Origin of the sequence: Faecalibacillus sp. MSK20_93, assembly GCF_020589945.1 — a bacterium.
Lineage (GTDB): Bacteria > Bacillota_I > Bacilli_A > Erysipelotrichales > Coprobacillaceae > Faecalibacillus > Faecalibacillus intestinalis.
In genome coordinates, this window is record NZ_JAJDKA010000065.1 from 1 (window position 1) to 14,732 (window position 14,732).

General features: G+C 29.7%; 12 protein-coding genes and 1 pseudogene. 12 read left to right on the forward strand and 1 reads right to left on the reverse strand.

What is annotated here, in order from left to right; translation table 11 throughout:
- The 6 genes and pseudogenes from LJD34_RS13870 to LJD34_RS13895 all read left to right on the forward strand — a co-directional run.
- Nucleotides 1–185: pseudogene (locus LJD34_RS13870) on the forward strand (cysteine synthase A); the annotation flags it as partial.
- A gap of 39 nt (nt 186–224) precedes the next feature.
- Entirely contained in the window at nt 225–896 is a 672-nt protein-coding gene (locus LJD34_RS13875) for a B3/4 domain-containing protein (protein ID WP_117792837.1), read from the forward strand.
- Nucleotides 897–1,081: 185 nt separating this feature from the next.
- Nucleotides 1,082–1,504: a MarR family winged helix-turn-helix transcriptional regulator gene (locus LJD34_RS13880; RefSeq protein ID WP_107030117.1), complete on the forward strand. Its 423-nt coding sequence runs from the start codon at nt 1,082–1,084 to the stop codon at nt 1,502–1,504.
- Nucleotides 1,505–1,513: 9 nt separating this feature from the next.
- A complete protein-coding gene (locus tag LJD34_RS13885) occupies nt 1,514–2,809 on the forward strand; it encodes an FtsX-like permease family protein (RefSeq protein ID WP_117481129.1) in 1,296 nt (431 codons plus the stop codon).
- Between the two features lies 1 nt (nt 2,810).
- A complete protein-coding gene (locus LJD34_RS13890; protein ID WP_227360180.1) occupies nt 2,811–3,581 on the forward strand; it encodes an ABC transporter ATP-binding protein in 771 nt (256 codons plus the stop codon).
- 140 nt (nt 3,582–3,721) lie between these two features.
- Nucleotides 3,722–4,852: an FtsX-like permease family protein gene (locus tag LJD34_RS13895; protein WP_200764850.1), complete on the forward strand. Its 1,131-nt coding sequence runs from the start codon at nt 3,722–3,724 to the stop codon at nt 4,850–4,852.
- Here LJD34_RS13895 and LJD34_RS13900 read toward each other — a convergent pair whose 3' ends face one another.
- The gene (locus LJD34_RS13900) at nt 4,853–5,380 is read right to left on the reverse strand and encodes a metallophosphoesterase family protein (protein ID WP_032089881.1); all 528 of its coding nucleotides are present in this window, start codon (nt 5,378–5,380) and stop codon (nt 4,853–4,855) included. It lies immediately after the preceding gene.
- Nucleotides 5,381–5,441: 61 nt separating this feature from the next.
- On the opposite strand from LJD34_RS13900, the gene LJD34_RS13905 reads away from it, so the two are divergent.
- The 6 genes from LJD34_RS13905 to LJD34_RS13930 all read left to right on the forward strand — a co-directional run.
- Nucleotides 5,442–6,146 (forward strand): ABC transporter ATP-binding protein, encoded by a 705-nt coding sequence (locus LJD34_RS13905; protein WP_022000750.1) that lies wholly within the window; start codon nt 5,442–5,444, stop codon nt 6,144–6,146.
- A 2-nt stretch (nt 6,147–6,148) separates the two neighbouring features.
- Nucleotides 6,149–9,376: an ABC transporter permease gene (locus LJD34_RS13910; protein ID WP_227360181.1), complete on the forward strand. Its 3,228-nt coding sequence runs from the start codon at nt 6,149–6,151 to the stop codon at nt 9,374–9,376.
- 191 nt (nt 9,377–9,567) lie between these two features.
- Complete coding sequence (locus LJD34_RS13915; RefSeq protein ID WP_227360182.1) at nt 9,568–11,076, forward strand: immunoglobulin-like domain-containing protein; 1,509 nt, start codon at nt 9,568–9,570, stop codon at nt 11,074–11,076.
- A gap of 195 nt (nt 11,077–11,271) precedes the next feature.
- Nucleotides 11,272–12,687, forward strand: a complete 1,416-nt coding sequence (locus tag LJD34_RS13920) for a C40 family peptidase (RefSeq protein WP_227360183.1) — start codon at nt 11,272–11,274, stop codon at nt 12,685–12,687.
- Nucleotides 12,688–12,755: 68 nt separating this feature from the next.
- Nucleotides 12,756–14,225, forward strand: a complete 1,470-nt coding sequence (locus tag LJD34_RS13925; RefSeq protein WP_227360184.1) for an NAD(P)H-hydrate dehydratase — start codon at nt 12,756–12,758, stop codon at nt 14,223–14,225.
- 101 nt (nt 14,226–14,326) lie between these two features.
- A partial coding sequence (locus LJD34_RS13930; RefSeq protein ID WP_227360185.1) for a hypothetical protein occupies nt 14,327–14,732 on the forward strand: 406 nt, incomplete at its 3' end.

A 14,732-nucleotide genomic window follows, 5' to 3' on the forward strand; every position in this document is an offset into this window, starting at 1 on the left:
ATGCATTTGCGACAGGGAAAGAAATGGCAAAGACAGAAGGAATCTTAGTAGGGATTTCATCAGGGGCAGCATTATATGCAGCCAAAGAACTAGCAAAGAGAGAAGAGAATGCAGGGAAGACAATTGTCGTCTTGTTACCAGATGGTGGAGATCGTTATTTATCAACACCTTTAATTCAAGATTAGGGAAATTATTTTCCTTTTTTTTAAAAGGAAAATATAGGGATGAAAAATTTTCAATTCAAGATACAACAAGAAGTATTAGATTTAGGGGTAAAAATAAAAGGTGTAAGAATACATGGTATTAATAATACTGTGTATTCTTCATCTTTAAATGATTATATTGATGTTCATGTTAAACGTCTTTTAGAAAATAATACACTTGATACGTTAAAAGAAAATAGAATTATTCAAGGTTTTTATGATTTACATAAAGAAGTAGGAATTCCTAAAAGAAAGAATTTACCTGCAAGTGAAAATTTATTAAAGAATTTATTAAAAAAACAAGAATTTCATAAAATTAACCCATTGGTAGATATCTATAATCTAATTTCAATGGATACTAAACTTGCATTAGGGGCGCATGATTTAGCAAAAACTGAAGGAAATATTAGTTTAAAGTTAATAACAGGGAATGAAAACTATATTCCTTTAGGTAGCGAAGAAGCAAAAGTTGTTAAAGCAGGTATTTATAGTTATATAGATGATGCTAATGATATTATTTGTTTTAGTGAAATAAGACAAGTTGATAAAACTAAAGTCACAAATGAAAGTGAAGATATCTTTTTTATAGTTCAAGGAAATAAGGAAACATCTGATAAGTATGTAGAAGAAGTAGCTAAAGAATTGATTACAGTTGTGACTTATTATTTAAGAGGAGTAGGAGAAATTATTTAAGACATTTTAGAGCATATTCTAAAATGTTTTTTTATTTTATGAAAAAAATCAAAATAAAAGGGTTAACATGATAAAATAATCAAGTCTTATCCAATTTTGCTTAAATATGTCGAACTCGACATATTTTTTGTTGTTATTTAATGAAAGCGCTATTATAATAGTAAAAGGGAATTGGGGAGATGTTAATGAATCAAGAATATCAAGTTCTTGTTGTGTTAGATTTGTTGGTGACACAAATGAACAAATTTGCAAGTAGAAAACTAAAACCTTATGGAATCAAGTTTAATGAATTGAATATTATTCGTTTTATTGAAAAGGCGGATGGTCCAGTTTATCAAAAAACAATTTGTCAAGAATTTCAGCTTTCTCATTCAACGGTAGTGGGAATTGTTTTTCGCTTAGATGATTTAGGTTATCTTTTAATTGGTAATAGTCGTGTGGATAAAAGACATACGAATGTTACAATTACAGAAAAGGGAAAACAATTGATTCAAGAGACAGAAGATATCTATCAAGAAATCATAGGAAAGATGAAAGTGATTATTTCTGATGAAGAAATGAACACAATTATTCAATCTGTTGATCAAATCAAAGAATTATTTAAATAGGAGGTTATTATGGGAACATTTAGGTTTTCAATGAGAATGCTTGTTAAAGATTATAAAAAGAGTCTTTTTTATGGGATTACGTTAATATTTGCGGTTGCCGTATGTTTTGTATTTTTCAATATTATTAATAATCCAGATTTAGCTGATCAAGCGATTGCTAGAAGTGGTGGTACATGGAATGATGTACAAATGCCTTTTTCTTCAGTTTTGTCATTTTTAATTATTTGTTTTTGTTGTTTTATGATTTTCTTCGCAAATAATTTCTTTTTATCAAGAAAGACAACAGAACTTGCTATTATGGCTATGTCTGGTTCAGGGTACATTAATTCAACGATGTATGTTTTATATCAAACATTTACTTTGTTGATTCTTGCTACGCCTTTAGGAATTTTAATTGGGAGATGTGTGGTTCCTTTTTCAAATGATTACATGTATCAAATGTTAAGCGTTTCTAAAGATCCATCCATTATACCAAGTGAAGCTTATCTTTATTCCTTTATCTTAGTTGCCATTGTTTTATCAATGATTTGTGTTTTAACGGCAGGCTTTTTACATAAAAATGATATTCAAACTCTTTTAAGTCAAGAAAAAGAAATGAAAGTTAAAAAAAATACAAAAAAAAGTGTTTCACTTACTTTTTTTGGAATCTATATTTTTGGAATTGTTATGATGTTTATGAATCCCCATGAACCAACTGCTTATATTGCACCAACGCTTGTAGGGTTATCGGGGGCAGTAGGGGTGATTCGATATGTATTACCAGATATTGTAAGGAATTTAAAAAGAGGAATTTTTCTTACAAAAAGATATATTCTTATTTCAATTTCTAATTTAAATTATTCAATTCAAAGATCACTTCTTTTATTTTCTTTAATGACGGTAGCTGTTACAGGAATGCTTGCCATTCTTGCTTCTAATATTCATTCACCACGTGAATTTACGACAGGAGTTATTGGTTATGTGGTCGTTATTGTTTTACTAGTTGTTTCGATTATTTATAAGTTATCGATGGAAGCTATGACTAGAAAAACACTTTTCTTGAATTTATGGAAAATCGGTTATACCAAAAAAGAACTTAATAAAATAGTACGACAAGAAGTTATTAGTTATTATTTTGTTTTGATTTTAATTCCGCTTGTTTATATTGTTTTTATATCAGGACGTTTTATTTATTATGGAGATATGTCACTTCAATTTGCATTTATCTATGTTTTATCTTATGTTATACCAATTATTATTTCAGGATTTATTACTTATGTTCAATATATCAATGCAGTAGTTAAACCAATCAAAGGAGGAAAATAAAATGGAAAGAAAAGAAATACTTGTTGCTGATAAAATTACAAAAATTTATGGAATTGGAACAAAAACACTTTATGAAGCTTTACATGAAGTTTCACTAACAATGTATGAAGGTGAATTTGTGTGTATTATGGGACCTTCTGGGGCTGGTAAATCGACCTTCATTAATAACCTTTCAACTATTGATATTCCTACAAAAGGAAAAGTCTTTATTAATGGTAAAGAAGTACGTGTTATGTCAGAAGGGGAAATTGGTAAGTTTAGATATGAAAATTTAGGTTTTATTTTCCAAGAATTTAACCTCTTAGATAGTTTAACTATTTTTGAAAATATCGCTGTACCACTAACTCTTGCAAATGTGGATAAAAAAGAAATTACCAAAAGAGTCGAAGAAGTTGCTAAAAAACTTGATGTAGCGCAAACTCTTGATAAATATCCTAATGAATGTTCAGGTGGTCAAAGACAAAGAGTAGCTATTTGTCGTGCTTTAGTTACTAATCCTAAATTGATTGTTGCTGATGAACCAACTGGAAATCTTGATAGTAAAAACTCTCATGAAATTCTTTCTTTATTTAAAGAACTTAATGAAAAAGAAGGTGTCTCTATTTTAATGGTAACACATGATAGTAAGATTGCTTCTTATTCTTCTAAACTATTATATATTAAAGATGGCATTATTGATTGTACGATTGAAAGAGAAGGATTATCACAAAAAGAATATTTTTATAAAATAGTTGATATTAATTCAAGTGAATCACAAGAACTTTTTGAATAATGGGTATCATTAAACTTGCATTTGTTTCTTTAAAGAAAGATATGTCAAAAAGTATCTTTTACTTTTTGACCTTTCTTCTTACAACTATTTTTATATTCTCTTTTTTTAATCTTACGTTTAATCCTTATTCAGGCATTCATTTGGGAAAAGATGATACAACCTTTGTGACGCCCATTGCAGTTTTTGTTATTGTTATTGCTATGCTTTGTGTTTTTCTCGCAAATAACTTTTATGTTTCTAATAAAGGAAAAGAAATTTCGATTATTTTGATGTCAGGAGCAAGTATTTATCAATTAGGCTTCTACTTATTCTTACAAGTCTTTACGATTATGCTTTGTGCGATTCCTTTAGGTCTTGTTTTAGGTTATTTACTCATTCCATCGATCAATTCATTATTTATGATGACTTTTAAATATAGCGGACAGCTTTTCTATTTATCAAGCCAAACTTTTCCAGCAACATTTATGATTCTTGCTTTTGAAGTTATGTGGTGTTCTATGTTGAATTTGGGGTATTGTGTTAGAAGCACGATTAATTCTATGATTCATGATAAAAATAAAATAGATTTAAGTGGTTTAAAAGGTCCACAAATTACGAGTAAAGTTTTTATTATTCTTTATTTTGTGCCAATGGTTTTATTCTTATTTGTGAAAGATTCAACTTCTTATATGTTTATAGCTTTATTTGGCTTGATTGGTATATCAGGTCTTATTAAAAAAGTATTACCAGAATATATTCGAAAAAGGCAAAGAAATAATTCATTAGAGAATTCAAAAGATTTAATTTCATTAGGATTTTTTCATAGTGACATTCAAAAAATCTTTGGATTATTGCTGATTTCGTTGCTTTCCTCTGTTTTACTTACTTGTATTATCGTTTATACAATAAAACAACCACTTGTTTCAATGGTTGCTTTAATGTCTTATGTTTCAGTGATGATTTTAATGTCATTGACGATTGTTTTTAAAATAGGAATGGAGCTTTCTAAAAGAAAAGGTAATTTTGAAAATCTTTGTCGTTTAGGTTTTTCTCTTGAACAATTAAAAAGAATCATAAAAAAAGAAATGATTTGTTTCTATGGTGTTATTCTTTTACTTCCATTATCCTATCAAATCATTATCTTATGTAATTTACTTCTAAGAGCTAAAATTACGTTTTATTTATTTTTAATTATCTTAATTATACAAATTGTTCCTTTGTTTATAAGCTATTTATTAAGTATCAAACTTTATAAAGGCATTTTACCAACTTCTATCATTATGGAAAAATAATTATTTAAAGAATCTTTTAAAAAAGGATTCTTTTTTCTTTACTTCAAAAGGATTACAAGGAGAGTCGGTCTTTAAATCATAAAATGTGACTTCTTGGTTTGTGGTTTCAAATACACAATAAGTAGGATGAGGGTACTGACCGCGAGGAAAAGTCATACTTCCTGGATTGATAAAAATTGTGTTTTCTTTTTTATAATAAGTTGGATTATGTGTATGACCAAAACAAACGACATCTAGATGATGATTGGAAGCATACGCTTCAAGTTCATAAGGGGATTCATCAATGTGGAAAAGATGTCCATGACAAATAAAGAATTTCAAATGATCAATATCCAGTGTTAAATCTTTTGGTAAATCAACAAAATCATTGTTTCCTCGAACATTATAGAAGTGATCTACTTCTAAAGGAGTATAAGGCATATAGATATCACCACAGTGAATATAATAAGATGCTGGATGATTTTTAATAAATTGTAATAGGGTTTGTTTGGTCATGGAATGACTATCGGATAAAATCATAATTTTCATAAATAACCTCCTTAAATATGCTATAATTATTTTATCATAAAATAAGAAAGTGAGGTATTTTATGTCAGCATTTATACAATTTAAAGATGTGAAAAAAACTTATAAAGTAGGAGATGTTGAGATTCATGCCAGTAATGGTGTCAATTTTGAAGTTAATAAAGGTGAATTTGTGGTTATTGTTGGACCGAGTGGAGCAGGTAAAACAACGATCTTAAATCTACTAGGAGGAATGGACCAACCTACAAGTGGTTCGATTATGGTTGATGGTCAAGATGTTGCGCGTTATGATGAAGCAAAACTTACGCAATATCGAAGAGATGATATTGGTTTTGTGTTTCAATTTTATAATCTTGTGCAAAACTTAACAGCTTTAGAAAATGTTGAACTTGCTTCACAAATATCTAAAGATCCTTTAGATGAAAAAATGGTTTTAAAAAGGGTAGAACTAGAAAATCGTATGAATAACTTTCCTGCGCAATTATCAGGTGGAGAACAACAACGTGTAGCAATTGCTAGAGCGATTGCGAAAAATCCTAAATTACTTTTATGTGATGAACCAACGGGAGCTTTAGATTATTTAACAGGGAAAGCTATTTTAGCTTTGCTTAGAGAAATGTGTGATAAGTATAAAATGACAGTTATTGTGATTACTCATAATAGTGCTTTAGCTCCAATGGCAGATCGTGTGATTCATTTAAAAAATGGAAAGGTTGATCAAATGTTTTTAAATGAACATCCTCAACCTATTCAAGAAATTGAGTGGTAATAATGAAAAGAAATGCTTATGTTAAAAATCAAATAAGAATTATTAAAAAAACAAAAGCACGATTTTTATCTATTTTTTGTATTGTTTTTTTAGGAGCTTCATTTTTTGCAGGACTTCGACAAAGTCCTTTGATTATGAAAGAATCAATGCACGATTATTTACAAACATATAAATGGAATGATTTGAACTATATTGCAACATATGGTTTTGATGAATCTATTATTCAAAAAGTTGAAAAAGTAAAAGGAGTAGAAGCTGTTGATTATGGTTTTCGCTTTGATGCTTTAATGTCATATGATGAAAAAGCAAATATCGGGATGACAGTTTATAGTGATGATGATTTTTCAAAGGGGGTAGACCTACCTGAATTATTAAAGGGAAGATACCCTCAAAAAGATAATGAATGTTTGATGGATTATCAGTATATAAAAAAATCATCTTTGAAATTAAATAATCAAATTACTTTAGAAAATGATTATGGTAAAAAAGAATATAAAATTGTAGGAATCATTAATGATAGTCGTTATGTAAGTAATTTAGAAAGAGGTACAAACAGTTTAGGTGATGGGAATAATAGTGGGTTTATTCTTGTTTTAAATCAAGGAAATGAACATATGGCTGTTCCTGATGAATTGTTTGATTTACATGATCAAAAGACTTTTTATAATGATTTGCGTATTCATTTAAAAAATGAAAATCATTTATATGAATTTGATGATGATTATGATGAGTATGTAAAACCAATCAATAAAAAAATCAAAGCAATTTTAAAAGATTATAATCTTGATTTTTACAATCAAACAAAAGAAGATGCTTTGAATAAAATAGCTGATGGTGAAAAAGAGTATCAAGATGGTCTAAAACAATATCAAGAGGGAATGGATGCTTATCAAAATGGTATGAATCAATATCTTGATGGTAAAAAACAATATGATCAAGGATATCTTCAATATCAACAAGGTTTAAAAGAATACCAAAGTGGTTTAAAACAATATCAAGCTGGTTTAAGTCAATATCAAACAGGGTATCAAAAATACCAAGAAGGACTTAAACAATACCAAGCAGGTTACCAGACTTATTTAGATTATGTAGAAAAAGTTGATCAATATGATACGTCTATCCAAACTGTTGAAGCTGCGTTAAGTCAATTTGGTGGTTATGAACAAGCTAAAAATATTCCAAGTGATTCACCTTATTATCAACAAGCGCAAACTTTGATTGTAAGCTATGATCAATTAAAACAAAATGAATCACAAATCACTACTTTAAAAACACAATTACCTGTTATTAAACAAGAACTAGATCAAAATAAAACGGTTTTAGATCAAACAAATGCTCAACTTGTACAAAGTAAACAACAATTAGATGCCTCAAATCAAAAAATAAAGGCTTCTAAAGCTCTTTTAGATCAAACAGGAATCAAACTTGCTGATTCTAAAAAACAATTAGATGAAGCTAAAAATACTTTAGATAGTAACTTACCACAATTAGAAGAAGCTAAAGTAAAATTAGATCAAGCACAAAGTGATTTAAATGAAGCTAAACAACAAGTAGCTGATTTACAAAAAGGAAAAATCATTACCTTAACTAAAAATGAAAGCGCAGCAATCTTAAGTTATAGTGGTAACTGTGATTCAATATCAGCTTTATCAATTCTGTTCCCAGTTCTCTTTTTCTTAGTAGCAGCTCTTGTTTCAATGACAACAATGACAAGAATGGTTGAAGAACTAAGAGTACAAAATGGAACATTAAGAGCGTTGGGCTATAAGAAAAAAGATGTGATTATGCAATATTTGATCTATGCTTTTCTAGCAACATTCTTTGCTAGTAGTATTGGAATTGTTTTTGGAACATATTTCTTCCCAAGTATTATTTACTATTTATATCGTATTATGATGTTTGATATAGGAGCACCAACACGTATTATTTTTGAACTAGCAACATGTATACAGACATATATTATTTCAGTCGTGATTATTTTATTTGTCACTTTTATGGTCTGTTATAAAGAATTACAAGCTGTTCCAGCGCAAATTTTAAGACCGAAAGCGCCTAAGCTAGGGAAAAGGATATTACTTGAAAGAATTACTTTTATTTGGAAGAGATTATCATTTAATCAAAAGGTAACAATGAGAAATATCTTTAGATATAAAAAGAGATTCTTTATGTCTGTTATTGGAATAGCAGGTTGTACAGCATTGATCGTTATTGGTTTTGGAATCAAGTATTCTGTTTCTCCACTAGCAAGCGAACAATATGGCAATATGTGGATTTATGATGGTGTTGTAAATTATAAAGATGATTTAACAGCAACGACAAAAAAACAAGCACAAGATGATTTTAAAGGGCAATCTCAAGTGAAATCGACAATGGGTATTTACAATAAAACGATCACGATTGATCAACAAATGGTAACAGTTGAAATTCCAAGTGAAACAAAAGATTTTGATCAATATATTCATATGAGTGATTATCAAACAGGCAAGACTTTAAATCTTAAAGATGATGGTGTTTACATCAATGCAAAACTTGCCGAAATATTAGATTTAAAAGTTGGTGATCAACTTACATTATCATTAGATAATAAAGATTATAAAGTAAAAATTGCAGGTATTTATAAGCTTTATTTTAGACATTATATTTATATGTCTCCAAAATACTATGAAAACTTAACCAAAGATGAAGTTCATTATAATAGCCAATATTTTAAATTAAATAAAAAAGCAAGTGAAAAGAAACTTACAAATTATTGTGATCATCATGAAAATATTACTTCTATTCAATATGTCAGTGGTATTTCAGAAGGATTTTATAGTCAAATGGAAAGTTTAGATAGTGTTGTCTTTATTTTAATTGTTTGTGCAGGTGCACTTGCGTTTATTGTTTTATACAATCTAACAAATATTAATATTCAAGAAAGAAAAAGTGAAATTGCAACGATTAAGGTTTTAGGTTTCTATCCAAAAGAAGTCTATGATTATGTCTTTAGAGAAAACATTATTTTAGCCTTTATTGGTTCGATTGTTGGACTTGGTCTTGGTAAGATTATTCATACTTATTTGATTAGAACGGTTGAAGTAGATATGGCGATGTTTATTAGAACAGTTAATATCAGATGCTATATGATTGCTATTATTTTAACAATGGCATTTACATTCTTGATTAATCTTTATATGCGAAGAGTTCTTAAAAAAATAGACATGGTTGAGTCTTTGAAAAGCATAGATTAATCATAAATATTATTTAGGATTACGTAAAATTAAGGATTTTTTCAAAAAAAATTAAAAAAAATTGAATCTTCTAAATCCCTTGCTATGGTTGACATTCAAGGGATTTACTACTTGTATAGACAGGGCAAAGGGTGGATTTTTAGTTGATTTTACGTTATAATACGTTTGTATTTGTTGAAAGGAGGAGACGAATGGAGAGAAATATTAAGGAAAGAGTTAGTCAATATGTAGATGAAAACAAAGTCAAAGAGAAGTTAACTCAGTTTTTCCAAGAAAAAATTGTCAATAGAAAAGCGATGTTTATACCTATTACAGGTGTTGCAACATTTATGTTAGTAGGATACGCTGCTGCTGATACAAAAGCACCAGAAATCACATCTGATCAAATTGAGGTTCCTTATGGAGAAAAATTTGATGTTGATACTGTAGATGTAACTGACAATCGTGATAGCAGAGAAGACATTCAAGTAAGTGCCGATCTTGCATCATTAAATGTTGAACAATTAGGAGATTATAAGGTTACTGTAACATCTACTGATTCATTTAATAATGAAACAACAAAAGAAGTTACAGTAAAAGTAGTGGATCAAGAAGGTCCAAAATTTGAAACTTTAGGTTCAAATGAAGGTTATGTAGTTGAAGTTCCTGTTAATGGAAGTAGTGATTTATCAAGTTATGTAAAAGCAACTGATAATGTAGATGGTGATGTAACTCCATTTATTGAAGCAGATAAAACTTTAGATACTTCTAAATTAGGGACACAAACAATTACATTAAAAGCCACAGATGTTTCAGGAAATGAAACAGAAAAAACAATTGATTTTGCTGTGACTGATGATGCTGCACCAGTGATTACATTGAAAAATGGTGCAGATGTTACATTAAATTATGGGTCAGATTTTAACTTATCTGATTATGTAGATGTTACAGATAACTTTGATGGTGTCGTTCAACCTCAAGTAGAAGGAAGCATTGATAACCATAAAGAAGATGGTGTACAAACTTTAACAATTAAAGCAACTGATTCATCTGGTAATGAATCTTCTGCTCAATTGAATGTTGCTGTAAAAGATACAGAAGCGCCAAAAATTTCTTTATCAAAATCAGAAGTTTCTGTAAACGTAGGAGCAAGTTTAGATTTATCTAACTACTTATCAAGTTCAACTGATAATAAAGATGGAGATGTAAAAGGAAAAGTATCAATTCCTTCTGTAAGTACTTCAAAAGCTGGTTCTTATACAGCTACTTATACAGTAAGTGATGCTGCTGGAAATCAAGGTAGTGCGTCATTAACTGTAAAAGTTAATGCGGTACGTACTTCTTCTAAGAAAGGTTCTGTAGCTATTGGTACTACTTCTAGACCAAATTATTACGGAACATCAGTTATAGGTGCTGCCTATTCAAGACTTGGGTGCCCTTACGTATGGGGTGCTGAAGGACCAAATACATTTGACTGCTCTGGTCTAGTAAAATGGTGTTATGCTAAAGCTGGTAAATCTTTACCACATTCATCAAGTGCGATGAAATCATCTGGTACTGTAATCAGTATTTCGAGTGCACAACCTGGGGATATCTTATGGAGACCAGGACATGTAGCAATTTATATTGGTGGTAACCAATACATTCATGCTCCACAAACTGGAGATGTTGTAAAAGTTTCATCTGGTGTAAGTAGCTTTACATGTGCAATTAGACCTTAATATTAAAAAGTCGTGGAAAAATCACGGCTTTTTTTGTACTTTAAAAGAATATATTTTTAATAATGAATGAAACTAATTATTGATTGTTTGGGTATAATAAAATTGAAAAAAGATTGATAAATTCTACAAATTTGCATTTTTAAATAAAATGTGTTATGATAATAGACGGTTAAAAAAATTCAAAAGGAGAACATTATGAAAACAGACATACAGACCAAGCTCAAAACATTGTTTGATGAGAAAATTAAAAATAGAAAAGCAATGTTTATTCCAATCGCTGGGGTAGCTGCATTTATGTTAGTAGGTTATGCTGGTGTGGATCATGAAAAGCCTGAGATTGTATCAAGTCATATTCAAATTCCTTACGGTGAAAAGTTTGATACGGATGCAATTGATGTTGTTGATAATCATGATAGTAGAAGTGAGCTGTTAGTAGAAGCTGATGATGATTCCTTAGATGTTAAACAATTAGGAACATATCAAGTTGAAGTGCGTGCAACAGATCAGTTTAATAATACTGATGTTAAAACAATTCAAGTAGATGTTGTTGACGAAGAAGCACCAAAATTAAAAATGTTAGGTGCAAATGATGGATATTATATTGAAGTACCAGTTTATGGTAGTCAAGATTTATCTTCATATATTAAAGCAGTGGATAATGTAGATGGAGATGTGACACCATTTATCGAAAGTGATAAACAATTAGATACTTCAAAACAAGGAACACAAACAATTAATGTTTCAGTAAGTGATAATAGTGGTAATACAACTGAAGAAGCGTTTAAATTCTTTATTGCTGATATGCAAGCTCCAGAAATTACTTTAAAATCAGGAAGTGATATTACAGTAGATTATGGTAGTGAATTTAAATGGCAAGACTATGTATCAATTAGTGATAACTTAGATACAAATATTGAACCTAAAGTAGAAGGAACAATTGATACTAAACAATTAAATCAACAAAAAGAAATGACAATTATTGCTACTGATGGCGCTGGTAATTCATCAAAAGTAACATTGAATGCTACTGTTAAAGATATTACTGGACCAAATATCGTTTTATCAACAAATAAAGTATCTGTTGATAAAGGAAGCAATGTTGATTTAAAATCATATATTACATCTGCCGTAGATAACTTAGATGGTGATATGAAAGATAAGATTTCATTCAATACAATTGATACTTCTACAACAGGAGTAAAGACAGTCACATATACAGGTGTGGATTCAGCAGGTAATAAATCAGAAGTACAATTACAAGTGGAAGTAACATTCTATGGAGAAAGAATCGTTAATACAGGTCTTTCTAAAACAGGATGTCCATATGTATGGGGATCAACTGGTCCTAATTCATTCGATTGTTCAGGATTTACACAATGGGTATATAGACAAAATGGTATTTATATTCCAAGAACTTCATCAGAACAAAAAGCTGCTGCTAAAAAAGTAGTAAGTTTATCTGAACTTGAAGTTGGAGATATTTTATGGCGTTCAGGACATGTAGGAATTTATATTGGAAATGGACAATATGTTCATGCACCACATACAGGAGATGTTGTTAAAGTTTCTTCTGGTGTAGGTAAATTTACATGTGGACTTAGATATCAATAAAGGTTTCGATTTGAAACCTTTTTTTTTGCCTTTAAAAACGATATAATATATCTAAAGAGGGTGATTTTTTGTATATTGCAACAAGTAGTCAATTAAAAAGATATGATCAAGCATTGTTGGATTATGGCTATTCAATTGAGCAATTAGTAGATAAAGCCAGTGATTGTTTATTGAAACATTTTGATGAGTATCAATGTATTATGATTGTTTGTGGGCCAGGGAATAATGGTGCTGATGGGATTTCATTAGGAATTAAATTACACCAAGAAGGTAAAGAGGTATTACTTTGCTTAACTGGAAAAGAAGAAAAACTCAGTCAAGCAAATAGATATTATCTTGACCAAGCACAATCTTTATCGATAGAGTGTTTATTTGTAAGTGAAGAAACACTTGAAGAATTTCAAAAAAGTGTTCCACATTTCGATGTGGTAGTTGATGCATTGTTTGGCTTTGGACTTAATAGTGATTTAAGAGGAATTGTTAAATATGTTGTTGATCTTATAAATAATATAGAGGTAGATGTTATTGCGATAGATATTCCTACAGGTTTAAATCCTGATACAGGAAAACCTTATAATAGCTGTATTTGTGCGTATCAAACAATAACGTTAACAGCTTATAAGCTTGCTTTTTTAAATCCAGAAAGTGAAATGTATACAGGGAAAGTGATTTTAGAATTATTAGATGCTAAATCTTTTCATGAAGAAATGCTATTTTCACAACCAATTGATTTTAAATGGGCTAAATATCATATAAAAGAACGTTTATATGATGGACACAAAGGAACTTATGGAAGAATTATGCATGTAACAGGGTGCTATCATTATCGAGGAGCTGCACTTTTAGCAGCTAAAGCAGCTGTTTATGCTGGAAGTGGATTGGTTACGGTTTGGTCTAATGAAAAAGTAATTGATTCTTTAAGTTTATTTTGTCCAGAGGCAACATCATGTCAAAGACATTATTTTGATGAACATTTATTACAAGGGAAAGATGCAATTCTTATAGGAAGTGGACTTGGTTTAAATGAAGATAGTGAACGTTTTGTCTGTGAACTTTTAAGTCATACACAAGTTCCAGTTGTGATTGATGGTGATGCCTTGACCATTCTTGCAAAACATCCAGAGTTATTAGAAAATCATCATTCCTCTTGGATTTTAACACCACATCATGGAGAATTTAAAAGATTTGTGGATTTTAAGCAAACAAGTGAAATGGTAGATCAAGCGAATGCATTTGCAAAAAAATATCATGTTACCTTAGTTTTAAAAGGTCCACATACTCTTATTAGTGATGGAAATGAAACATATCGTATTATGTCAGGAAATAAAGGAATGTCATCTGCAGGTATGGGGGATACACTTGCTGGAATTATTAGTAGCTTTTTAGGACAAGGTTATTTGCCAAAAGATGCGGCTATTTTAGGAACGTATTTACATGGTTTATGTGGTGATGAAGTCTATAAAGAAAATTATACGGTTGTTGCTTCAAAAGTAATTGACGAAATTCCTCAAATGATGAAAAAATTGAAACAAGATTGATTACGAAACGTGTTCGTTTCGTAATTTTTTTTACCTTTTTTTAAAAAATAAAAAGAAAAAGATCAAAAAATTGTCTATATAATAATAGGAGGAAAAACTAAATGGAAAAAGTATTAGAAATCACATCAAATGATCATATTATCATGATCGATAAACTCTGTAAAAGAATATTAGGACATCCTGAAATCTTAGGAAGAATCATTAAAGGTTTTATTAAAGAAGCTGAGGATGTATCTTTAGAAGAAATCATTGAACTTATTAAAGGAAAGAAGGATCAGGAAGGAAATTCTTATTTCCAACAGCTAAATAATGTCATCGATATTGCTCATCATGGAAGAGCGGAATTTGATTATTTATGCTGTATCAATCTGCCACAAGCTGATGGAACAATGAAAAGAATTTATCTAGATGTAGAGATACAAAATGTAGAGAATCCCGGCTATGCCCCACTAACAAGAGGAAATGATTATCTTTCAAGAAGGATTACCAGTCAAAATGGAAAGGAAT